Source organism: Vreelandella sp. ssv (assembly GCF_059448525.1).
This window is the reverse complement of sequence record NZ_CM182545.1, coordinates 1,392,275-1,413,886: the sequence shown is the minus strand read 5'-3', so window position 1 is coordinate 1,413,886 and position 21,612 is coordinate 1,392,275. Positions and strand designations below refer to the sequence as shown.

At 52.7% G+C, this 21,612-nt stretch carries 22 protein-coding genes; 11 read left to right on the top strand and 11 right to left on the bottom strand.

What is annotated here, in order from left to right:
• From cysD to AC5TBW_RS06450, 5 genes are all read right to left on the bottom strand, one after another.
• The gene (gene cysD, locus AC5TBW_RS06470) at positions 1-987 is read right to left on the bottom strand and encodes a sulfate adenylyltransferase subunit CysD (protein ID WP_495511273.1); all 987 of its coding nucleotides are present in this window, start codon (positions 985-987) and stop codon (positions 1-3) included.
• Positions 988-1,191: 204 nt separating this feature from the next.
• A complete protein-coding gene (locus AC5TBW_RS06465) occupies positions 1,192-1,938 on the bottom strand; it encodes a phosphodiesterase (RefSeq protein ID WP_495511272.1) in 747 nt (248 codons plus the stop codon).
• Positions 1,938-2,384 (bottom strand): DUF1249 domain-containing protein, encoded by a 447-nt coding sequence (locus AC5TBW_RS06460; protein WP_495511271.1) that lies wholly within the window; start codon positions 2,382-2,384, stop codon positions 1,938-1,940. The genes AC5TBW_RS06465 and AC5TBW_RS06460 overlap by 1 nt, the downstream gene beginning before the upstream one ends.
• Before the next feature lie 2 nt (positions 2,385-2,386).
• Positions 2,387-3,106: an NUDIX domain-containing protein gene (locus tag AC5TBW_RS06455; RefSeq protein WP_495511270.1), complete on the bottom strand. Its 720-nt coding sequence runs from the start codon at positions 3,104-3,106 to the stop codon at positions 2,387-2,389.
• 72 nt (positions 3,107-3,178) lie between these two features.
• Positions 3,179-3,838 (bottom strand): hypothetical protein, encoded by a 660-nt coding sequence (locus AC5TBW_RS06450; protein WP_495511269.1) that lies wholly within the window; start codon positions 3,836-3,838, stop codon positions 3,179-3,181.
• 172 nt (positions 3,839-4,010) lie between these two features.
• Between AC5TBW_RS06450 and greB the strand changes: the two genes are divergently transcribed.
• Positions 4,011-4,562: a transcription elongation factor GreB gene (gene greB / locus AC5TBW_RS06445; RefSeq protein WP_495511268.1), complete on the top strand. Its 552-nt coding sequence runs from the start codon at positions 4,011-4,013 to the stop codon at positions 4,560-4,562.
• 43 nt (positions 4,563-4,605) lie between these two features.
• On the opposite strand, the gene AC5TBW_RS06440 is transcribed toward greB, so the two are convergent.
• The 3 genes from AC5TBW_RS06440 to AC5TBW_RS06430 all read right to left on the bottom strand — a co-directional run bounded on the left by AC5TBW_RS06440 (position 4,606) and on the right by AC5TBW_RS06430 (position 7,098).
• Positions 4,606-5,334, bottom strand: a complete 729-nt coding sequence (locus AC5TBW_RS06440; protein ID WP_495511267.1) for an SIMPL domain-containing protein — start codon at positions 5,332-5,334, stop codon at positions 4,606-4,608.
• A 158-nt stretch (positions 5,335-5,492) separates the two neighbouring features.
• Positions 5,493-6,335 carry a fumarylacetoacetate hydrolase family protein gene (locus tag AC5TBW_RS06435; RefSeq protein WP_495511266.1) on the bottom strand — a complete coding sequence of 281 codons (843 nt, stop codon included), beginning with the start codon at positions 6,333-6,335 and terminating at the stop codon, positions 5,493-5,495.
• Positions 6,336-6,357: 22 nt separating this feature from the next.
• Complete coding sequence (locus AC5TBW_RS06430) at positions 6,358-7,098, bottom strand: SDR family oxidoreductase (protein WP_495511265.1); 741 nt, start codon at positions 7,096-7,098, stop codon at positions 6,358-6,360.
• A 226-nt stretch (positions 7,099-7,324) separates the two neighbouring features.
• On the opposite strand from AC5TBW_RS06430, the gene AC5TBW_RS06425 reads away from it, so the two are divergent.
• Positions 7,325-8,080: a FadR/GntR family transcriptional regulator gene (locus tag AC5TBW_RS06425; protein WP_495511264.1), complete on the top strand. Its 756-nt coding sequence runs from the start codon at positions 7,325-7,327 to the stop codon at positions 8,078-8,080.
• Positions 8,081-8,103: 23 nt separating this feature from the next.
• On the opposite strand, the gene AC5TBW_RS06420 is transcribed toward AC5TBW_RS06425, so the two are convergent.
• Positions 8,104-9,117: a methyltransferase gene (locus tag AC5TBW_RS06420; protein ID WP_495511263.1), complete on the bottom strand. Its 1,014-nt coding sequence runs from the start codon at positions 9,115-9,117 to the stop codon at positions 8,104-8,106.
• Positions 9,114-9,938, bottom strand: a complete 825-nt coding sequence (locus AC5TBW_RS06415) for a methyltransferase domain-containing protein (protein WP_495511921.1) — start codon at positions 9,936-9,938, stop codon at positions 9,114-9,116. The genes AC5TBW_RS06420 and AC5TBW_RS06415 overlap by 4 nt, the downstream gene beginning before the upstream one ends.
• Positions 9,939-10,209: 271 nt before the next feature.
• Here AC5TBW_RS06415 and AC5TBW_RS06410 point away from each other — a divergent pair, with 271 nt between their 5' ends.
• From AC5TBW_RS06410 to AC5TBW_RS06390, 5 genes are all read left to right on the top strand, one after another.
• Positions 10,210-11,949 (top strand): HD domain-containing phosphohydrolase, encoded by a 1,740-nt coding sequence (locus AC5TBW_RS06410; RefSeq protein WP_495511262.1) that lies wholly within the window; start codon positions 10,210-10,212, stop codon positions 11,947-11,949.
• Between the two features lie 65 nt (positions 11,950-12,014).
• The gene (locus tag AC5TBW_RS06405; protein WP_495511261.1) at positions 12,015-13,031 is read left to right on the top strand and encodes a LacI family DNA-binding transcriptional regulator; all 1,017 of its coding nucleotides are present in this window, start codon (positions 12,015-12,017) and stop codon (positions 13,029-13,031) included.
• A gap of 90 nt (positions 13,032-13,121) precedes the next feature.
• Positions 13,122-14,105 carry a sugar kinase gene (locus AC5TBW_RS06400; RefSeq protein ID WP_495511260.1) on the top strand — a complete coding sequence of 328 codons (984 nt, stop codon included), beginning with the start codon at positions 13,122-13,124 and terminating at the stop codon, positions 14,103-14,105.
• Between the two features lie 97 nt (positions 14,106-14,202).
• A complete protein-coding gene (locus AC5TBW_RS06395) occupies positions 14,203-15,177 on the top strand; it encodes a 2-hydroxyacid dehydrogenase (protein ID WP_495511259.1) in 975 nt (324 codons plus the stop codon).
• Complete coding sequence (locus AC5TBW_RS06390; RefSeq protein ID WP_495511258.1) at positions 15,174-15,857, top strand: HAD-IA family hydrolase; 684 nt, start codon at positions 15,174-15,176, stop codon at positions 15,855-15,857. Before AC5TBW_RS06395 ends, AC5TBW_RS06390 begins: the two co-directional genes overlap by 4 nt.
• On the opposite strand, the gene AC5TBW_RS06385 is transcribed toward AC5TBW_RS06390, so the two are convergent.
• Positions 15,854-17,062 carry an amino acid deaminase gene (locus AC5TBW_RS06385; RefSeq protein ID WP_495511257.1) on the bottom strand — a complete coding sequence of 403 codons (1,209 nt, stop codon included), beginning with the start codon at positions 17,060-17,062 and terminating at the stop codon, positions 15,854-15,856. The two genes, AC5TBW_RS06390 and AC5TBW_RS06385, sit on opposite strands and share 4 nt — an antisense overlap.
• Positions 17,063-17,172: 110 nt before the next feature.
• Between AC5TBW_RS06385 and AC5TBW_RS06380 the strand changes: the two genes are divergently transcribed.
• From AC5TBW_RS06380 to AC5TBW_RS06365, 4 genes are all read left to right on the top strand, one after another.
• The gene (locus AC5TBW_RS06380) at positions 17,173-18,036 is read left to right on the top strand and encodes a MurR/RpiR family transcriptional regulator (RefSeq protein ID WP_280106352.1); all 864 of its coding nucleotides are present in this window, start codon (positions 17,173-17,175) and stop codon (positions 18,034-18,036) included.
• Position 18,037: 1 nt separating this feature from the next.
• Entirely contained in the window at positions 18,038-19,525 is a 1,488-nt protein-coding gene (locus tag AC5TBW_RS06375; RefSeq protein WP_495511256.1) for an N-acyl-D-amino-acid deacylase family protein, read from the top strand.
• Positions 19,522-19,914 (top strand): RidA family protein, encoded by a 393-nt coding sequence (locus tag AC5TBW_RS06370; protein WP_280106350.1) that lies wholly within the window; start codon positions 19,522-19,524, stop codon positions 19,912-19,914. Before AC5TBW_RS06375 ends, AC5TBW_RS06370 begins: the two co-directional genes overlap by 4 nt.
• A 157-nt stretch (positions 19,915-20,071) precedes the next feature.
• Complete coding sequence (locus tag AC5TBW_RS06365; protein ID WP_495511255.1) at positions 20,072-21,571, top strand: sodium:solute symporter family protein; 1,500 nt, start codon at positions 20,072-20,074, stop codon at positions 21,569-21,571.
• Positions 21,572-21,612 lie beyond the last annotated feature (41 nt).

Below are 21,612 nucleotides of genomic sequence, written 5' to 3'. Positions count from 1 at the left end.
TTAGAAGTACCCCTCGCGCTTTTTCTTCTCCATCGAACCCACTTGATCACGATCGATGGCACGGCCACTGCGCTCACTGGTACGGGTCAGCAGCATCTCTTGAATAATTTCCGGCAACGTCGCGGCTTCGGATTCAACGGCACCGGTCAGCGGGTAGCAGCCAAGCGTTCTAAACCGCACCGACTTCTCTTCCGGCACTTCGCCAGGCGCTAAAGGCATGCGGTCGTCATCCACCATAATCTGCATACCGTCACGCTCGACGATCGGCCGCTTGGCAGAGTAGTAGAGAGGTACAATGGGAATCGACTCTAAGTAGATGTACTGCCAGATATCCAGCTCAGTCCAGTTCGATAGCGGGAATACGCGGATCGATTCGCCTTTGTTAACCTTGGCGTTATACACGTTCCATAGCTCTGGGCGCTGATTCTTTGGGTCCCAGCGGTGATACTTATCGCGGAACGAGTACACGCGCTCCTTGGCACGGGAAGCCTCTTCATCCCGACGTGCACCGCCAAAAGCCGCATCAAAGCCATACTTATCCAGCGCCTGCTTGAGCGCTTGGGTTTTCATGATATCGGTGTACTTGGCGCTGCCGTGATCGAACGGGTTGATATTGGCTGCCCGCCCTTCTTCGTTGGTATGGACAATCAGCTCCATACCCGCGTCGGCTGCCATGCGGTTACGGAACTCGATCATCTCGCGGAATTTCCACGTGGTGTCCACGTGCATAAGCGGGAATGGCGGTGTACCGGGGTAAAAAGCTTTGCGCGCCAGGTGCAGCATTACAGAAGAATCTTTACCGATGGAGTACATCATCACCGGATTAGCGAATTCGGCAGCCACCTCACGGATGATATGGATAGACTCAGCTTCTAATTGCTTGAGGTGGGTCAAGCGCGCGGCGTCAGGGGTAGTAGCAATACTCTCCCCCCGAGAAGCCGGCGCTGATGAGAGCGTCTGTGAAGAAACAGTGGAAAATTGGGTCATGGCCCATTACCTCGCAAGAACAAGCTCATACCAACAAGCTAATGACGAAAGCTTGCTACACAAGCTAGAAAACAGAGTACGTTCTAAAAAAAGTACGTTCGATTGCGGGTAGGGTAACGCCGAGTCAATAATAACCCAAAAGAATTAATAACTATCTTTTTATTCCATTATCGCCTAACAAAAGCCGCTAGGTCGATTTAATGTTCAGTCAATACGCTCTACCCAGGTTTGCCACTCACTGCCTGAAGACTCACTCCAGTGTAAATCGACGATGCGATAACCAGGGCGAGAAGCTTCATCTATAGCGAACTGCTCAGCGCCAGGCAGAAACTGATCGGCCATCGCCGGACAGCCATAAACGTCTATCGTGGCTTCTCCTACGCGATGGTGCTCAGCGAAAGCTTGGTGGGCATGACCAAACAAAATAATTTTAACGTGTGGATGTTCACTCAGTAGCGACCAGAATGCTTGGCGGTCTTGCAGACCGATGGCATCCATCCACACCGCGCCGACGTCAACGGGCGGGTGGTGCATCGCAATGAGCGTAGGTCGATCGTCTTGCTCTAGCCGTTCAGCTAGCTTAGCTAATCGCTCGCTGCCTAGTTCGCCATGAGGTTTGCCTTCCACCTGGGTATTGAGCAGTAGAATGCGCCACATGGAGGCATCCACTTCCTCATGCAAAGGTTGCTCAGCGGACATCAGCTCAAGCTGGTCGTGGTTGCCGGGTAGCCAATACCAAGGGCAAGGCAATGTCGCTAATGCTTGCACCGCCAAGGCGTAGGAAGCTGCAGATTCATCCTGGCTAATATCGCCAGTCACCAACACGATGTCAGGCTGCTCAGCCGCGACGGCACTCACTACCTGCTGAAACTGCCGCCAGGGTATGCCTGCACGTGAGCGCGCCTCGGTGTCCGCATGTAGGTGAGCATCGGAAATCTGCACCAATCGCACTAGGGCATCTCCGGTACATCATGGGTGTGACCGTGAGCAAGGCCGTGAGCTAACCATTCGCCTAGAAAACGATTGAGCTGTAGCTTTTCATCCGGCTGATGCATACGGGCATTGGGATAGCGGTAGCGCCCACTAAAGTGGCGTTCGCGCTGAAAATCGGTCACTTCCGCCATGCGCACATCATGATAAAGATGCACACGCATGCGGGGGCCTTCCAATACCGCATCTAGCGGGCCGGTCTGAGAGACATCCACCATGGTGGTATAAGGCGCCTGCTCTTGAATAAACAGATGCAAATCGCCGAAGTACTGTTTATCACCACGCAAGGCAATATCACGGCGCTGGCCGGTCTCCATGTCGCCCACCAGCCGCACCAACCGTAGGTAGTTGGCGCTGCACTCCCCTTGGAGCGATTTTAAATCGGTGACGTAGGCCGTTCTCGCCATGTTCACTCCTCGTTTTTTTCGCTTTGCGTCAATGTACGCTGCGAGGCAGCGCGTAATGAGGCACGCTGACTATTCAACCAATGTAGCCCAATCAAGCACATGGCGTTGTCGAGTCGCCCCTGCGTTAAGAGCTCCCAGGCGTTTCCAAACGGCATGACATGAACACGAATATCCTCATGCTCTTCGTCTAAACCGTGAATTCCGCCCAAGCCTTGGGAATCTACCAAACCACAAAACAGTGTCACTTGCTCGTTACAGGCACCGGGACTTGGATAATAAGTGTGTATTTTGGTCAGCTCGGCCACTTTACAACCGGCTTCTTCCCACGCTTCACGACGGGCAACCTCTTCCAAGGACTCCCCTTCCTCAATCAAGCCAGCCACAAACTCAAGCTTCCAAGGAGAAACGGCGTCGTCAACTGCACCGGCGCGAAACTGCTCAATCAATACCAGTGCATCGCACTCGGGGTCGTAAAGCAGTACACCTACCGCATCGAAGCGGCTGTGTACTTCACGGCGCATTGGTTCACTCCAACCACCTTCGAATAGCCGGTGTCGAAGCTCTAACGCCTCTAGGCGGAAAAAACCTTGGTGTAGCGTTTCGCGTTTTAACAGCTCGACATCGTCACGCTTTAACTGCGGAACGCCAAGCGTTGTATTGCGAAAAGGGCCGTCTCGAAAATGAGCTTTCCGACTTGCGTCATTCTGGGGGATGGACGCCATAAGGCACTCCCGGTGGTGATAATCGCTCTATTATCAGTGCTTGCTACCGGGAATGCCAATTCAGCGGGAAGGCTATAGCTGGTTTAGCATGGTTTTGGCATCGCGTCGCAGCGCCTCATCCGAGACTTGCCGGTTATCGCGAGCAGTACCATTCAACGCCCGCTGGGCATGCTCCCGCGCGGCCTGTTCATTGCCCTCTTCTTTCAGAAAAGCGGCATAGTAGTAGTTTACATCGATACCGTCTGGGCGGATCTCCAAGGCGCGCTGGAACATTCTTTCGGCGGTATCACTATTTCCGAACCCGAGCGGGCGACCCGGTGCGCGATCATATAATGCCCCCAGCGTCACGTAAGCTGAGCCGTTTAGACCCTGCGGATCAATCTCTATCGCTTGCTCTAACACATCACGCGCATCACCCGCAGTTCCCAGTGCGCCCAGACCACCACGTTCACGGGCATAGGAGGCTAAAATAATGCCTTGCCAAACCAGCACATCGGCTTCATCGCTATATTGATCGGCTAGCTGTTCAGCCTCACTCGCTAACGCTTTTAATGTGCTTTCACGCTGATTGGCCGGTAATTCCGTTACGGTATGCTCCCAGCGATTTTTTAGCGAGAAAAGCTCGCCTTCAAAGGCAGCAGCCATTAACGGTGACAGCGCCAGCGTGCTACCCAAAGCGGCAGCGATTAATGAACGCGATAAAGGCTTACGTAAAAAAGTGACAGCTCGCATACATGCTCCTAAATTGTTGTTGTCCTACGTAGGCCTACGAATGGCGGGCCTCTTACCTAATATAGCAAACATTCTAACGAACGTTTGATTGATTCGCTATTTGCATGTTGCTTGGTATGCTTCACGCATTTAACGTAAGGTAGATAGCTCGCAACACGATAGGGAATAGGTAATGAAAGGCCGCAATATGACACGCTGGCGCGATCCAGCAAAAGATCCGCGTCAAGCCCCTAAGAGTAACTTGATTACCGTAGAGGGAGCGGCCCGCTTGCGCGCAATTTTAGATCACCTGTCGCGAGTTAAACGTCCGGCTATTTCAGAGAAGGTCGGCGAAGCAGCTGCTCAGGGTGATCGCAGTGAAAATGCTGATTACACATATAACAAGAAAGAGCTCAATCGCGTTATCGCACGGATTACTTATCTAACCAAACGTTTAGATGAACTACAGATAGTGGATCGCCTACCCGCCGATACCAGCAAGGTGTTTTTCGGTGCCTATGTGAACCTGGAAGATGAAAACGGCGAGCAGGTACATCTCAGGATTGTGGGCCACGATGAAATCGATACCAAAAAGCGCTGGATCAGTATCGATGCGCCCATGGCCAAAGCACTGCTAGGCAAGCAGGTGGGTGATGATGCGAAAGTGCTCACACCTAACGGTGAAATGTTTTATACCATCACCGCTCTCGACTATACCGGCACCCCCTCCTCCTCAAATGAATGACACTTTCTAGAGCCAAGCGGTCTAAAGCCAAGTTCTTTAGCGTTTAGTCCTGTAGCGAATAGTCCACCGTGGTAACGACACGAACGCGCTTGGTTTGAGGCGTGTAGCTATCCAAATCTTCAATGGAAAAGTAGCCCTGGGTTGCTTGGCGAATCTGCCCCACTTGGCTACCGGAATCCTCGGCAAACTGCTGTGCGGCGTTACGCGCATCGGCAGTGGCTGCTGCAATCATGTCGGGCTTAATGGCATCAAGGCCGGTAAACAGAAATTCCGTGCGATATTCGTAGCTGGGTGAAAGCAATACGCCCTCGCGCACCAACGAAGTCGCGCTAGGAATCGCCGCAATAACGCCCTCGACATCAGGCGAGCGTAATAGCAACGTGGCTTCAGCACGGTAGCGCTCATCAGGACGCTGACCGCCGTACTGATTGCTAAATTGATCGGTAATTCTTGGCGGTGTCGAGCTGACATGCTCTGTCGCAAATCCATGAGATTGCAGGAAATCACGAATCGACTGTTCATCTTCTGACAGCTGCTGCTCGAGGTCGCTTAAACTATTGGCACTAACACTGTAGTTGAATGGCCACAACACTAAATCTGCTGGCACTTCTCGTTCAGCCAAGCCGCGCACGGTCACACTCCGCGACGACTGTTGCCAAACATCTGCAGCACCTTTGATATAGCTACCGCTCCAAACCATTCCCAGCGCCAGCAAACCGCCAAGCAAAGCAGCGCTTCCCAACACCGCCATATTACGAATACTGCCTGCCATTTCAGCCACTCCCACGCACTGCCGTTAAATTGACGACTACTTACTTGCATCATAGTCCTCAAAGGTCAATTCGTCGGCGGCTGATTGTGGCAAGTTTAAGGAAGCGGTGAAGATTAGAGATCATGGCTTTCGATCAGCCATCCCCCGCCTCGTCGTGTTCAGGCCTGTATGACGCGCTGCTGCTGCTCACCCAGACCTTCAATACCTAAACGCATTTGCTGTCCATCGCGCAGGTAAACCGGGGGCTTCTGCCCCATACCGACACCTGGCGGCGTTCCGGTGGAAATCACATCACCGGGCTGCAGGCTCATAAAGCGACTTAGATAACTGATGAGAAAAGGCACTTGATACACCATGGTGCGCGTATTGCCATCCTGATAGCGCTTACCATCCACCTCTAACCACATACTCAACTGGTGAGGGTCAGCCACTTCATCCCGTGTTACCAACCACGGGCCTAAGGGACCAAACGTGTCGCACCCTTTGCCCTTATCCCAGGTACCGCTGCGCTCCAACTGAAACTCGCGTTCCGATACGTCATTAACTACGCAGAATCCCGCCACATAGGACATAGCATCAGCTTCATCAATATAACGACCGCCTTTGCCAATAACGACCCCAAGCTCCACTTCCCAGTCGGTCTTTTTGGAACCGCGGGGAATTTCAACATCGTCATTAGGGCCACAAATAGCACTGGTCCACTTATTGAAAATGACGGGCTCAGGGGGAACCTCGGCACCGGTTTCAGCCGCATGGTCAGAATAGTTGAGACCAATACAGATAAACTTACCCACACGCCCTACGCATGGCCCCAAACGAGTATCATCCGAGACTTCGGGCAGTGTTGTCACCTCGACATCACGCAATTTTGTTAATGTTTCATCGCTCAACACATCGCCGGCAATATCACCCACGATGGAAGAAAGATCACGCACCTTACCCTGACGGTCTAAGATGCCCGGCTTTTCCAGGCCCGGAGAGCCAAAACGTACAAGCTTCATATTATTATTCCTTCTAAAGTCATCAGTTTGCCCAACCGCCATCAATCAATTGCGCAGTACCCGTAATAAATTCCGACTCATCACTGGCCAGAAATGTTGCCAACGCCGCGACCTCTTCGACTCGCCCCAGCCTGCCCATTGGCTGGCGGGCAATAAAAGACGCCAGTACCTCAGCGTCGCTGCGCCCCTCTTTATGGGCCTGCTCAGCGATACGCTGTTTTAATGAGGGTGATTCAACAGTGCCTGGGCAGATAGCGTTGCAGCGGATACCTTGGGTCATAAAGTCTGCTGCCACTGACTTGGTGAGTCCAATCACCGCCGCTTTGGAAGCACCATAAGCACAGCGGTTAGCCACGCCTTTAACGCTTGATGCCAGGGAGGCCATATTAATGATACTGCCCCCCCCGTTCACCAGCATGCCGGGTAGAAAAGCCTGCAAGGTATGAAACATGGAAGTGACATTCATATCCAGTGAGCGCTGCCAAGTAGCCTCATCGCATTCGAGTACAGACCCGCCAGCCACCATGCCCGCACAGTTGAAGAGTATGTCTATATTAGGCAGTGAACCGGCTAATTCATGGATCGCTTTGCTATCCGTGACATCCAGACAATACGCTTCAACGCCTGCGACCCCCTCCAGCTTGGCAATATCAATATCCGTTGCGAATACCCGCGCGCCCTCAGCGACAAAGCGTTCGGCACTGGCGCGCCCGATGCCATTTGCGGCAGCAGTGATTAGCGCTGTTTTGTTCTTGAGTCTCATAGGCTGGATAACCTCTTCCTTGCTATCGCATGGCCACAACAATCGTGGGATCATAGAATAGGTCAAGTCACCCAAACACCTAATGGCCTGACCAATAACCGAGTATGCTGGAGAGGCTTTGATACTGGCAAGGCGGCAAATCGCTCAATAGGGCTGTTAAAGGGTCAACTTTAGTCGCACTTAACGCTTATTAACCAAGTATTGAAACGAACAGGAAACGCCACTAATGCCGATTCAAACCATCCGTTCCCAGCGGCTTTATCGCCAGATTGCTGATCAATTACAGCAACTCATTGACGATGGAGAATTCCCGCCTGGGACATTGCTACCTCCGGAGCGAGAGCTTGCCCAATCCTTGGGCGTTAGCCGCGCCTCCGTTAGAGAGGCCTTGATCGCACTTGAGGTGGTTGGCCAGGTGGCGGTAAAAGTTGGTCACGGCGTGGTCGTGCTTGAATCTAGATCGACTCCTCTGGAACCCGTCATGCGAGCCGCTGCACGCACCGAGGCTTGGGCGCTAGACCCCGAGTTCGAGAGCGAAGTTGAGCTTAACCTGGACGAAGAGATCCCGCCCTTTTCACTGCTCCAGACGCGCCGCTATCTGGAGCCCGAGATTGCGTCGCTAGCAGCCCTGAGTGCCAGTGAAGAGGACCTAAAGGCGATCCGCCTCGCCTTCGAGCGCAATGTATCGGATAACGCCCATGGTGGACGCAACTGTGCCGGAGATCGATTGCTGCATATTCGTATCGCCGAAGCCTCCGGGAACGCAGCCTACGCACTGGTGATCAAGCATCTGCTTGGCCATCAGTACGGCGCCATGTTCCGCCGCCTGCAGGAACTGTTTATGGAAACGGACATGCCGCAACGCTCTCAGGTCGATCATGAGAGGATCGTCAAGGCGATTGAAGCACGTGACCCGACTGCCGCCCGCCACGCCATGGAAGTCCACCTTGACCATGTATTGCATGTTTTCTTTGCGGAGTAAGCGGCGATTCCCCTTTAGCGTGATTAACGACTTGGTTTAATCGCGCCATACACCTTGAAACGGCGATTGTCGGCCAGGGTGTGAAAGTCTTGAAATGCACGTTGTAAGTGATCGGGATAAGGCAAAAAACCGTTCGCTACAATCACTAGGCGTCCACCGGTGTTTAAATGCTCAGGCGCTTGGCTAATCAAGCGCTGGCTTGGGCCGTAGCTAATATCGCGCTCTTTGTGGAAGGGTGGGTTGCTGATAATCCAGTCGAATTGCTCATTCTCAAGTGCGCTAAACACATCACTAAAGAGCACACGCCCCTCTAGCCCATTCTTGGCTAACGTACGTTGACAGGCTTCAATCGCAAAGGCACTCACATCCACGGCGGTCACAAGATGGCCTCGCGTTGCCAGCCAGGCGCTAATAATGCCGTCTCCACAGCCCATATCCAGTATCTTGAGCGGCTTTTTCGGCAAGCGACTCTCAATACTTTCCAACATTAATAGCGTGCCCTCATCGACTTTACCGTGACCAAATACGCCCGGATGACTGACCAGCGTTAACCCCAACGTTTCAATGTTGCGCCAGGCATTATCGCTAGCGTCACTGGTGGAGTTTAACGCAACGGTATGAGTGGCAAAGAGCGAACAGCGCCGTGCATTATCGCGTTTGTCCCACGTCATACCCAACTCCTCAAGTATTTTCGGTACGCGCTTAATCCCCCCTTGATGCTCACCGACAATCTCCAGCGGCGTGCCGGAAGGTAGCTGTTCGCATAGCCATCTTAACCACCAGATACCTAATTGATGGGCTTTTGGCCAAAACAGCACCACCTCTTTGCCTAATGGCGCGCCCTCACTTAGCTCAAAGGGATTTCGGGCTTTTTTACCTTTAGCCTTCCATTCAGAGAGTGCCTTATGGTCGCCACTCACTACCCCCACCGACTGATCAATAAGCCAACTATCGATTGGCGGTCCCACGACCCATAGAGCGGCGTAATTATCTTGTTGACGTTCCAATAACTGACAGGCGGGTACTCGGGCACTCATTCAGGGCTCTCCGGTTTAGTTAAGGTATACAGCAGGTAGCGACCCAACCGCCAATGGGGGTCTTGGCGACAATACTGTTTTTCCAGCGCCAGCAATGTTTCATTATCTGCGGGTGTGCCGGGTGGATGACGCAAGTAATCTTGAAAGACGCGGATTCCAGCCACGGCATCTATTTTCAAGCCGCTCTCAGCGCTCCACTGGGAAATCTCAGCATGCGATACTGGTGAAATAGGCGTTAAACGCTGTCGCTTCCCCTTCCCAGCCAAGCGATCACTCAACGCCTTTTCAAGATTACCTTTTACCACATTAGAAAAACGCAGCGCATCGCGATTGAACACCATTAAGCTGAGTTGCCCACCGGGGGCTAATAGACTGCTTAAGGTGGCAAGCGCGGCTTGCGGATCGCCCAGCCACTCCAATACCGCATGACAGGTAATCAGTGCCCACGGCCCCGGCGCTTGGTAGGCAAGGTGTTGAAGCGGTGACTGCAAGTAAGTAATCGCGTTGTGCGGCAATGCTGGATCATCGTGGTGCCATTGCTGGGCATGGCTTAGCATATCGGCTGAGGGCTCAGCCATGGTCACCGTATGCCCTCGCTTGGCAAGCCACGCGGTTTGCTGGCCCAAGCCACCGCCCACGTCGAGGACTTTCTGGTCGGTTAAAAGCAACATTTGCGGCAACAAATAGTCGAGCATCGTCAAGCGCAGCTCGCCTCGGGGAGCCTGATAGAGTGAACGAGAGAATTTGTCAGCCAAGCCATCAAAATAGCGATCGCCAGCCTCTGTTAGGTCATAGCTTTTTGATACGTCGTTTGGGTGCATGCCGCAGGCGTCGCTTTTACGAGGAAACGCGTAGTTTACCTGATTCATCATGCCCCGCCGAATGACCTCCACACCTACGATTAAAACGCGCTCAGAAAAGCAGCCTATTCATCAAAATAAATAAAGAATTGAATTGCAAATCCTTGTAAAATCATAGCTAATCGACGATAAGAGCAGGCGTTCTCACGAGGCATTGTTAATTAAAATTAATAATAAATGTTGCCACTAAAGTAATATATAGCTAACAAAAATTTTATACGGTGAACATAATATGCCTTTCACTACAACCAATCAAAATAGTACAAGCCAAATAATTAAATCATTACTTACTAAAGATCACACCATTTCAATTTTCTCAAAAGAAGCAGCCTATGCCATTGAGGCGACAGCTATAAAACTAGATTTAAACAATGGAAAAATAACCTTAGAAATAAACTACAACGGAAAATCTCTTTCTCCATACTTAAAAAACGACACTATTTGCTTTGACATAGAAGCATTAAAAAGTTCAGCTGGAGGAGAAGAAGAAATTTATAATATTGAGCAAGTACCTGCTCAAATCACCAAAATAGACACAACTACTTATCACTTAGATTGCCAGCTACCACACTCTATCTTTGCCTCTGATAATCGTGGTGCTTTACGTGTACCGTTTATTCTTGGCATGCATGCTCGTGCACACTTAGACGTTTTTTCGCATGAGCTTAAGCTGGAAGGCAAAGTGCGTAATCTATCTGTCGGTGGCTGCATGGTGTATGTCAGTTTGGAAGACAGTATTGCGCTCAGCGTTAACCAGACACTACCCGACGTAACACTTGAGTTTCCCAACGGCGAAAAATTCAGTACGTCAGGCTGTATAAAGCATATGCGCCCCTTTGGCATTCATGGTTTTGCAGCCATTGGTATCGAATTTATTGAGATGACGGCCAACATGACGGAGACACTTTTCCATTATGTCGCTGAGTCTGAGTTCGAAGCCTCTTTTCGGTCAGGTATTCAGGATAATGCCTCCCGGGTTAAATCTCGGCTTTTCATAGCAGATGCGAAAGAGAAGAAGATGCAAAAAAAAGAAGAGCAGGAGCAAACTCAACAAAACCAAAGATCTCCATTACTGCGGGGAGTACTGGAAATCGCTCATCAGCTACAAGTCATGCTGATGTTCATAAAAAGCAGAGGCTTACTTCCTGGAGAAAGCCTATATGAGTGTGTTGACAGCCTCTTATATATGATCAACCAAGACCAAAAAGCAGTAAAGTACGCCCTGGCTTTTTTACACGATGAGCCTGAGTGGGTGCGCCACGCCATACAGGTAGGCAGTAAACTGGCGATGATATTAATCAGCCGCGACCCACATGATTCACAGACTCGCGAAGCACTGGCAGGCGCCCTACTGCACACCATGGGCAAGCCACTACTGATTAGTGAGCAGCTCCCCTCACTAAAGATGCATATGTCACCTGCACAAACACAGATATTAAAAGGGCATGTTAATGAACTGGATAAAAAATTAATTGCTCTGGACTGGCGCGCCAGCCCAATCTGCCGCGATATTATTTTAAATGCTAACGAATGCTTGGATGGAAGCGGTTATCCAAATGGCAAAAAGAAGGAAGACTTGTCAGAACGAGTTCGTTTAATCAGCGTCATTAAAATTATCAATAAGTTAACCCATGCGCGTAATAGTCAACAACCTCGGTCGCCTCTTGATGCTTACCGCTGGGTTAATAATCACGCTACGATTTATGAAAAATCTTTACTTGTAGAATATATCCAGCACTTCGGTCTTTACCCAATTGGCAGCCTAGCTAAATTCTCAAATGGATTTCTCGCCTGGATAATGGATGTAGACGCAAAGGGTATGCCCTGCAAAGTAAACGTTATTAAAAATTTATCTTTTATTGATACTTCTATTGATACTGTACTGGAGAATAATGACTTCACTCAAATTGGCCGCCTTGAGGGAACGGTAAATCCTTCAGATTACAATATCCATATGATCAACCATACCTAATATGCCATTGCTTTTAATGCGGTGAATGCGCAAAATAAAATCGTTAATATTTCATGACGAGTCCTATGCCTTCTGCAGTACGCCGCTCCACCATCCTTGAGGTCGCCCGTTTAGCTGGCGCTTCAAAAACCAGCGTTTCACGTTTCTTTGGCGACGAACGAGACCGGTTATCGCCCGCTCTTCAAGATCGCATCGCCCATGCGGCAAGCACACTGGGTTACCAGCCCAATCAAATGGCGCGAAGCCTAAAAGGTGGTCGCTCCACGCTCATCGGGATGCTGGTGGCCGATATACGCAACCCGTTCTCAGTCGCCATTACTCATGGTATCGAGCAGGCGTGCCGCCAATATGGCTATTCATTGCTAGTATGCAATACCGATAACGACCCCGAGCTAGAGCGCCAGCATTTAGCCCTGTTGAGTGCTTATCAGGTTGCAGGCTTAGTGGTGAACGCGTCCGGCAGCCCCGAGCGTCAGCTGCACAACTTTATCAGCCACGGGACACCTGTGGTGCTACTCGATCGAGAGGTCGACCATGTGGATGCTGAAGTGGTGGGGCTAGACAACCAAGTGGCAATTGATCAAGCGCTCGACCATCTTGTGGGTCAAGGCTACCAAGCGGTGCTGTATGTGAGTGAACCCCCTAAACAGTCCAGTACTCGACACATACGCCTAACACGCTTTAAACGCGGTGCCGAGCAGCGTGCATTACATTATGAAACGGCTCTGCTTGACTCCCCCAACAGCACGTCGATGCTGACTAAGCTGGCCCATTTTTTAGCCACTCATGCACAACACACCTGCGCAATACTATGTGGCAACGGCAATGTGACCTTGGCGATAACGCACCTGTTTCAGCAAATGAGACTACCACTCGGTGAGGTAGGCTTAATGGGTATTGATGAGCTCGACTGGTGTGCCTTAGTGCCTCCAGGGATTACTACCCTTGCCCAGCCCACCGACATTATCGGTCAGACGGCAATTCACTGCTTGAGGCACAGAATTGAGCCCCAAGCATCGCCGCTACCCGCAGTATTGAGTTTTGCCCCTACTCTGATTACACGAGGTTCCACCCAGCGTTAGCATTTTTTCTAAAGCGCTAGCTAAAAACAGTCGCACAAATGGTATCGTTCCCATTACTTAACGACCAACACCTCCAAGAGACTATTTGCCATGCCAAGATCATTTTCCAACCCACCAGAAATTCTCACTTTTGGTGAAGCCATGACCATGTTTGTGGCTGGCTCCCCCGGCAAGTTATCCGACATTGAACACTTTCAACGTCGGATAGCAGGCGCCGACACCAATGTTGCGATAGGGCTAGCCCGCTTGGGGTTTCATGTTGGCTGGTTAAGCCGGGTGGGTAGCGATAGCTTTGGTGACTTTATACGTCATACGTTGGAGAACGAAGGACTCGACTGCCGTCACCTTCATACCGATACCCAGCACCCCACCGGGCTACTTTTTAAAGAGCGCGCCCTGGGCGGGGCAGACCCCAAAGTTGAGTACTTTCGTCGCGGCAGTGCCGCTAGTCATTTAACCCCCCATGACGCTAGCGATATTGATTTCAGAGCCCTGCGCCATGTGCACTCAACAGGCATACCCCCAGCCCTCTCCGACTCTGCCCGAGAACTCGCTTACCATACGCTTAAAGAAGCCCGAGCTAATGGCGCCAGTCTTTCATTTGACCCCAATATTCGTCCCAGCCTGTGGGCCAGTGACGCTGACATGCGTGAGACCCTAAATGCCCTTGCCGCGCTATCAGATTGGGTGTTACCCGGCCTTTCAGAGGGCCAACTGCTCACTGGGCAGAAGACGCCCTATGACGTAGCAGGCTACTATCTGGATCAAGGCGCCTCCGCTGTCATCATTAAGCTGGGCCCGGAAGGCAGCTATTACCGCGGCAACGTCGATGGACATGAAGAGAGTTTTACCGTAGCCGGTTGCCATGTAGCAGAGGTTGTGGATACCGTTGGTGCCGGTGATGGCTTCGCAGTCGGCGTGATAAGTGCGCTGCTTGACGGCTGTTCAGCACATCAAGCAGTCCGGCGCGGCAACCTGATTGGTGCTCAAGCCATCCAGGTAGTAGGCGACATGGAAGGCTTGCCAAATCGCGAACAGCTACGAGCGCTAGAAGCGGATGATTCCACTGGCTAATACGCCGCGTATTGCTTTTAAAATAAGCTGTTAAAACAATTATAAAGCAAGGTATTAATAGCTAACTTTAAACACACGCTTTACTCAGGAGATAACAATGAAAAAACGGTTAGTAGTTCAAGGACGACTCAGTAACGCTCAGTTGGCGGAGCTTAACAATTTATTTGAGGTGGAAGAACTGGCAAAGACTTCGGCCCTTGACGCCCCTGCACAGCGCGCCCTGATAGCGGAGGCCCATGGCATCATTGGTTCTGGTCTGGCGATTACACCTCAGTTATTGGACGCAGCGCCCAAGCTGGAAGCCATCTCGACCATTTCAGTTGGCTACGACGCTATCCCCGTTGATGAACTTACCCAACGCGGCATCATGCTGTGCAATACGCCGGATGTGCTCACCGAAACTACCGCCGATACCGGCTTTACTCTGATCATGGCCACAGCGCGCCGGGTGGTTGAATTAGCCGAGTGGGTCAAAGCGGATCAATGGCAGGCCAGCATTGGTCCTGCGCTATTTGGTAGCGATGTTCATGGCAAAACCTTGGGCATGGTGGGATTCGGACGCATTGGTCAGGCCGTCGCCAGGCGCGGTGCCTTGGGCTTTGGTATGAAAATTCGCTACTCCAACGCCTCCCCCAAGCCCGCTCTAGAAAAAGAGCTTGGCGCTGAGCGTCGTGAACTTAACGAGCTGCTGGCCGAGGCCGATTTCGTTTGTGTTACGGTGCCACTCACCCCTGAAACCGAACGCTTAATCGGCGCCCAACAGTTCGCGCTCATGAAACCATCAGGCATATTCATCAATATCGCCCGTGGCAGAGTGGTCGATGAAAGCGCCTTGATAGACGCTCTGAATAACGGCGTTATTCACGCGGCTGGATTAGATGTCTTCGAGCAGGAGCCACTTTCTGCCTCCTCACCACTGCTCAAGATGGCCAATGTGGTGGCACTACCCCATATCGGCTCAGCCACCCATGAAACCCGCGACGCGATGGCACAGCGTGCGGTGGACAATATTCGCCTGGCACTGCAAGGCGAGCGTCCGGTTAGCCTGGTCAATGAGGATGCGTGGCGATGAGTGCGGCTAACAACGAGTCCGCGCCGTTATGCTTACTTTTCGACTGTGATGGCACCCTGGTAGATAGCGAAATACTGCTTGCAGAGGTGATGGGCGCTATCCTTCCTGAGTTCGACTTACCCTTCTCAGCACAGCAGTATATGGAGGAGTTCAGAGGGGTGCGTTTTCATACGATTGTGCAAACGCTGGAAAGCCGTTTTCAGGTGCTGGCTGAAGGTGATTTTGCCAAGCTTGAGGCGGGCATGCGGGCGCGAATGGAAACCCGCATGCGTGCCGAGCTCGTGGCAATACCGGGCATGTCCACAGCGTTGGAACAGTTAAGCCGTCACCCCAAAGCGGTGGTCTCCAATGGTCCAGAAGCCAAAATACGCTGCGCCTTGGAAAGCACAGAGTTAGGCCACCATTTTGAGGGCAGACTGTTTAGTGCCTATACCCTCAATGTATGGAAACCGGATCCCGAGCTGTATCGTCAGGCGGCGGCTGCCATGGGCCGCCCTCCCCAGCATTGCGTCGTCATTGATGATGCCATGGTGGGTGTTGAAGCAGGGCTGGCTGCCGGTATGCATGTCATTCATCTCAATCACTTTCCGGCTGAGGAAAACACGCCAGAAGGGGCGATTGGGATTCATCACGCCAGCGAACTCACCGCTGCTATCGAACGTTTAACGGTACACCTTTAAAAGCAGGTAACTAAGCTCTCCTTAACATTTAATTGATTATCGACCAGCAACAATTGGCGCCACTTATCAAAGGTCAAACAGGGATGAGAGGCGCCAAAAGCGATGACATCTCCAACCTCAACATCTTGAGCCTCATCGGGAAGCCGCACGAAAGTATGCTGATCCATAATTTTCGTCACTTCCCAATCCATAACCGACAACTGCTGTTCGGGGTTACCGCTTTCTCGATAGCGGCGTAGGGCAACAGGTAACTGGTCATGACCAATATCGCGCTTACCGAGCGCCACAATGGCAAGCCCTGGCTCAGGGAGTGACTGCACCTGTGCAAAGACTTCCAAAGCGGGTTCAAGGCCCTGCTTTAAATCCGGGCGGCGCGTCATCACCGCGGATTGCGCTTCGCGATATAACCCATGGTCGTGAACCACGTAGCAACCAGGGCGCAGCACGGGGGTAAAACGCCCCTGAAGCGGTGCGCCTTGAAAGGCTTCAGCAATCAAGTCATACCAGGCAGAACCCGAGGCCGTTACGATCGGATTTTTCTCTGCAAAGCGCCCAGCAGCTTCAAGCTCTACGGCAACATCCACTAAATAGTTAGCATAAGCACGAATGCCGGATTCGGGATCATCCCCATGGACAACGCCTTCATAGCCTTCTAAACCTACCAGGCGGAGCGCGGGCTCATTATCGATGGCTTCGGCAAGCGAAAGAATTTGCTGCTGATTGCGGCAGCCACAGCGACCACCTTCTACGCCTACCTCAATAAGTAGTGATAACGTCAAGCCACGTTCAGTGAAGAATCGCCCAAGCTGGCGTACGTTCTCATGGCTATCGACCAAACAGTAAAACGTAGCATCCTGCTCAATCAGACTCGCAATGATGGCCATGTTGGCATGACCGACCAGTTGGTTCGCCATCAGCAGCCGGGTAACGCCATGAGCGAAAGCGGCTCGACACTGCGGCGCAGTCGCCAAGGTGATACCCCACGCCCCCGCCTGAAGCTGACGGTGGAAAAGCGCGGGCGTCATGGTGGTTTTCCCATGGGGGGCCAAGCGAGCGCCGTGAGCCTCTGCGAATCGTTGCATCCACTCTACGTTATGAGCCAGCGGGCCTTCATGTACCACGGCGGCGGGCAAGCTGACACCGGACAACACATTGGGCCCCACTTCGATACCACCTTTATCAACCGCTAACGCACTGGTCTGCATTCGCCCACTTCCTCTCTCGTAAAGAACACATGTTAGATATTTTCATAACTATTGACTTCAAGTTAGAAACTAACATACTTTTTAGGTAAGGCAACCACTAGGAGTCCACGGTGAGCCAAGAAATTGACATTCTGTCACGCATTACCACTGACTTTGCCGCACTGCGCGACGCTGAAAAGAAAGTTGCTGAGCTGATATTTGCTGACATTGAGTTTGTCACCGAAGCAAGCATCGGTGACATTGCCAAGCGCGCTGGGGTAAGTGATGCCAGCGTCACCCGATTTGCACGCGCTATCGGCTGCACTAATGTGCGCGACTTAAAAACGCGCTTAACACGTGCTTTAGCGGCAGGCCGCCGCTTTATACAAGAAGCGACACCCGAAGACAGTTCAAGCGTGGTGTATGACATTGCCACGCAAACCCTCGCGCTTAACCGTGACCTACTCGCCCAGGCCGATGTAGCAGGCGCGGTCGAACAGCTGGATAAAGCGCGCCAGATATTGGTTTTTGGTGCAGGGGGCGGTTCCAGCATTCTCTGCCAAGAGTTTCAATTCCGTTTAGTGAGGCTCGGCTATGCGATCTGCGCTTACCCTCAAGCACTATTACCTCGCATGGTAGCGTCAACCCTTGAGCCGAATGATGTCGTGGTCGTGCTATCGGTGACTGGCTACACCCCGGAGATGGTGGAGTCTGCACAAATTGCCAGGCAGTACGGCGCAAAAGTGATTGCCATCACCGCCATGAACTCTCCCTTAGCCGACACCTCCGACATTGTGCTCCCGGTCACCTCGCGGGAGACCGACTTCATCTACCACCCTTCGGCTTCCCGCTACGCCATGCTAGCGGTCATCGACGTGTTAGCACTTGAACTTGCCATGCGCCACCGCGAGCGTTCACGGACAAAATTGCGTCGCCTCAAGCTTAGCCTCGATGACCATCGCGGTGGCGACAACCGCCAGCCACTAGGAGATTAAGATGGTTTACGACCTGCTAATTCGTAACGCCAACGTACTGGATGGCTCTGGCGCCGCTCATTTTCGTGCCGATGTGGCTATCCAGGGCGAACGTATTTGCGCCATCGGCTCTATGCCTTATGCCAGCGCGACGACGATCATTGACGCCGAAGAGCGCTATCTAGCCCCCGGTTTTATCGATGTCCACACTCATGACGACACCAATGTTATTCGCACCCCCGAGATGCTCCCGAAGCTTACTCAAGGCATAACAACGGTGGTGGTGGGTAACTGTGGTATCAGCGCAAGCCCGGTGACACTCACCAGCGAAGTCCCCGACCCCATGAATTTACTGGGCAAACCCGAAGACTTCCTCTATCCAAGCTTTAGCGCCTATGCCAACGCCGTGGATGCTGCCGCGCCAAGTATTAACGTTGCGGCCTTGGTGGGACACACCAGTCTGCGCAGTCAGGTGATGGAGAGCTTTGCCCGCCCTGCCAGTGACCGTGAAATTGCCCTTATGGAAGGGCTCTTGCGCCAAGCGCTGGATGAGGGAGCGTTAGGGTTAAGTTCAGGGCTTGCCTATCGCAACGCGATACATGCACCGACCACGGAAATGGCACCGTTAGTGGCCGCCGTTGGGCAATCAGGCGGCGTATATACCACCCATCTGCGCGATGAGTTTGCGGGTCTGCTGGATGCCATGGACGAAGCGTTTACCACCGCTCGAAATGGCCAGGTCCCTCTGGTGATCTCGCACCTTAAATGCGCGGGTGCGGGCAATTGGGGAGGTGCAGGTAAAGCGCTGGGTAAATTGGAGTCTGCCGCCCAACACCAACATGCCCACTGCGACTGCTACCCCTACACCGCGGGCTCCTCCACCCTCGATTTGGGCCAAGTCACGGACGAAATTGAAATAACGATCACCTGGTCGACACCCCATCCAGAGCAGGCGCGCCGGCCACTTAAAGAAATCGCCACCGAGTGGGGAGTATCGCTGCTAGATGCGGCCAAACAGCTACAGCCTGCCGGGGCGGTGTACCACAACATGAGTGAAGCGGATATGCAGCAAGTGTTAGCGCATCCGCTCTCCATGGTCGGTTCCGATGGATTACCTAACGACCCTCACCCTCACCCGCGCCTGTGGGGGGCTTTTCCACGTGTTTTGGCCCACTACAGCCGCGATTTAAAGCTAATGCCTCTGGCAGAAGCAGTGCGCAAGATGACCAGCCTTTCAGCAGCCAATTTCGGCTTAACGGATCGCGGTGTGATCCGCATAGGCGCCTACGCAGACCTCACCCTGTTTGATCTGACGAGTCTTGAAGATACTGCCAATTACGAAGCCCCTATTGCGGCGGCTAAAGGCATCGACTTGGTCGTAGTGAACGGCAAGATCGCCTATCACCAAGGCGCAATTTCAGACCAAAGGTCTGGCCGGATGCTACGTAGAACAGAGCGAATTTCTCAAATTATCCCTTCCTTACAAACCAACCAGGAGCAAACCCCATGAGCATTATTCGATACGGCACCGAAGGCGGCGTAGGCACCGGCGGGCAAAAACTGCCTTTTGCCCGTGCCGTTGAAGCAGGCGGCTGGTTATACGTGTCTGGCCAAACGCCAATGACCGATGGCGAAGTCGTTGAAGGCGGCATTGTGGAGCAGACGCGCCTCGCCTTCGACAACTGCTTGGCCATTATGCAAGAAGCCGGCTACGGCGTTGAGGATGTAGTGCACGTCACTACCGTGCTGACCGATGCACGCTACTTCACCTCTTTCAACAAAGTGTTTAAGGAGATATTTGGCGATAACCCACCGGCACGTATTTGCAGCGTTCAAGACCTGGTGGTGGATTGCAAAGTAGAAGTGGACGTGAAGTGTTACCGCGCTGACCGCGTCTAGACATCCAACGTTAGGAACCAAAAAAAAGCGCCGCACCCCGGCAAGGGCGCAGCGCCAGATTACCGCGTGATTAGGATAAAAAAGCCCCGCGGTAATCGCTTCCATTGCCTACCTTCGGCCGCGGCAACGGCCGGATAAACAACGATAAGAGGTTAACATGAACAGTCAAATATTCCTTATCACCTTTGTGCTCTACATCATCGCCATGATTGCGTTTGGCTGGTGGGTTTCAAGGCATAAACGCGGAAGCGGCGACGACTTCCTACTCGGTGGCCGAAGCGTGCCGCTATTTCTTACCGTGGGCACCACGGTGGCGACCATGGTGGGAACCGGCTCCAGCATGGGCGCCGTTGGGTTCGGTTACGCAAACGGTTGGGCAGGTGCTTTATACGGGCTGGGCGGGGCCGTGGGCATTTTACTGCTCGCGGTCTGTTTTGCCCCGGTACGTAAGTTTCGCTTTATGACCATGAGTGAGGAACTCGCCTATTACGTCGGCGCGAACCGGCTGGTACGTAATGTGGTCGCGCTACTTATCTATATTGCCTGTATAGGCTGGCTGGGCGCGCATATCCTTGGCGGCGGTCTCTACCTCTCCTGGATGGCCGGCATTGATCTAACCACTGCGCGCATTCTGGTAGCGTTAGGCTTCGGCATTTACTGCGTGGTGGGGGGATATTTTGCGGTCATCTGGACCGACACTATTCAAGCGGTCGTGCTGTTCGCAGGCTTTATTTTGATGGCGATCCTGGCGCTAGTGGAAGTTGGCGGCTTCTCAGGCCTTACCGCAGGCATGGATGCGGGCGCCACTAGCTTTCTAGGTATTGGTCAAATTGGCGCATTACCAGCGCTATCATTGGCAGCGGTTATTGCCATTGGCGTACTTGCAACACCTTCTTTCCGTCAACGGATTTACTCTGGTGAATCGGTTGGTTCGGTCCGCCGTTCATTCTTAATCACCGGCGTTCTCTATCTCGGCTTCTCGATCATTCCCGCCATTATTGGTATGGCCACCCATGCTCTTAATCCTGGGCTCGATAATAGCAACTACGCATTCCCCTTTCTGGCCACTGAGATCATGCCACTTGGGTTGGGATTATTGCTATTAGTCGCGGGCCTCTCCGCCACGATGTCGAGCGCCAGCTCCGACGCCATTGCCGGTGTTTCCACGCTAATTCGCGATCTGTATGTGCTGGCCACGGGCCACACGCCCTCAGCGCGAAATGTAGTGCGCTTCTCGCGTATCGCGCTAGTAGCAACCATTGGCCTGGCGCTGCTGTTCGCGCTGGCCTCGGATAATGTCATCACTTACATCACCCGTATGATCTCGACGATTCTTTCGGGCCTGTTTGTGAGTGCCATGCTGGGCCGCTTCTGGCCCCGCTACAACTGGCAGGGCGCTATTGCGACGCTAATTTGCGCATCGGTGACCTCATTAACGATTATCGCCAATAGCGATTGGACCGCCTTCTGGGGCAACCCAAGCATTCCTGCCGTATTAGTAGCCCTGGTAGCGGGTGTGATTGTTAGTCTAGTAACGCCCGCCTCACGCGTGACGTCTGCCCAGGCACTGGCGATTCTCGATCAAGAGCGCCAGCGCATGGAGCAAGTACCCGAACCGACGCTCACCGGCGCTGAATCGACCTCGACTACTCGCTAATCGTTAGCCACTAGCGCCACAAAAAAGCCCCGCTGATTCCT

Excerpts from the sequence above, each read along its gene's own strand:
- AC5TBW_RS06395 (WP_495511259.1), top strand. The coding sequence starts at position 14,203 with ATGAAAAAACGGTTAGTAGTTCAAGGACGACTCAGTAACGCTCAGTTG.
- AC5TBW_RS06365 (WP_495511255.1), top strand. The coding sequence starts at position 20,072 with ATGAACAGTCAAATATTCCTTATCACCTTTGTGCTCTACATCATCGCC.
- AC5TBW_RS06430 (WP_495511265.1), bottom strand. The coding sequence starts at position 7,098 with ATGAGACTCAAGAACAAAACAGCGCTAATCACTGCTGCCGCAAATGGC.
- greB (WP_495511268.1), top strand. The coding sequence starts at position 4,011 with ATGAAAGGCCGCAATATGACACGCTGGCGCGATCCAGCAAAAGATCCG.
- AC5TBW_RS06425 (WP_495511264.1), top strand. The coding sequence starts at position 7,325 with ATGCCGATTCAAACCATCCGTTCCCAGCGGCTTTATCGCCAGATTGCT.
- AC5TBW_RS06435 (WP_495511266.1), bottom strand. The coding sequence starts at position 6,335 with ATGAAGCTTGTACGTTTTGGCTCTCCGGGCCTGGAAAAGCCGGGCATC.
- AC5TBW_RS06440 (WP_495511267.1), bottom strand. The coding sequence starts at position 5,334 with ATGGCAGGCAGTATTCGTAATATGGCGGTGTTGGGAAGCGCTGCTTTG.
- AC5TBW_RS06410 (WP_495511262.1), top strand. The coding sequence starts at position 10,210 with ATGCCTTTCACTACAACCAATCAAAATAGTACAAGCCAAATAATTAAA.
- AC5TBW_RS06405 (WP_495511261.1), top strand. The coding sequence starts at position 12,015 with ATGCCTTCTGCAGTACGCCGCTCCACCATCCTTGAGGTCGCCCGTTTA.
- AC5TBW_RS06420 (WP_495511263.1), bottom strand. The coding sequence starts at position 9,117 with ATGAGTGCCCGAGTACCCGCCTGTCAGTTATTGGAACGTCAACAAGAT.
- AC5TBW_RS06455 (WP_495511270.1), bottom strand. The coding sequence starts at position 3,106 with ATGGCGTCCATCCCCCAGAATGACGCAAGTCGGAAAGCTCATTTTCGA.
- AC5TBW_RS06385 (WP_495511257.1), bottom strand. The coding sequence starts at position 17,062 with ATGCAGACCAGTGCGTTAGCGGTTGATAAAGGTGGTATCGAAGTGGGG.
- AC5TBW_RS06415 (WP_495511921.1), bottom strand. The coding sequence starts at position 9,938 with ATGCACCCAAACGACGTATCAAAAAGCTATGACCTAACAGAGGCTGGC.
- AC5TBW_RS06390 (WP_495511258.1), top strand. The coding sequence starts at position 15,174 with ATGAGTGCGGCTAACAACGAGTCCGCGCCGTTATGCTTACTTTTCGAC.
- AC5TBW_RS06370 (WP_280106350.1), top strand. The coding sequence starts at position 19,522 with ATGAGCATTATTCGATACGGCACCGAAGGCGGCGTAGGCACCGGCGGG.
- AC5TBW_RS06400 (WP_495511260.1), top strand. The coding sequence starts at position 13,122 with ATGCCAAGATCATTTTCCAACCCACCAGAAATTCTCACTTTTGGTGAA.
- AC5TBW_RS06460 (WP_495511271.1), bottom strand. The coding sequence starts at position 2,384 with ATGGCGAGAACGGCCTACGTCACCGATTTAAAATCGCTCCAAGGGGAG.
- AC5TBW_RS06375 (WP_495511256.1), top strand. The coding sequence starts at position 18,038 with ATGGTTTACGACCTGCTAATTCGTAACGCCAACGTACTGGATGGCTCT.
- AC5TBW_RS06450 (WP_495511269.1), bottom strand. The coding sequence starts at position 3,838 with ATGCGAGCTGTCACTTTTTTACGTAAGCCTTTATCGCGTTCATTAATC.
- cysD (WP_495511273.1), bottom strand. The coding sequence starts at position 987 with ATGACCCAATTTTCCACTGTTTCTTCACAGACGCTCTCATCAGCGCCG.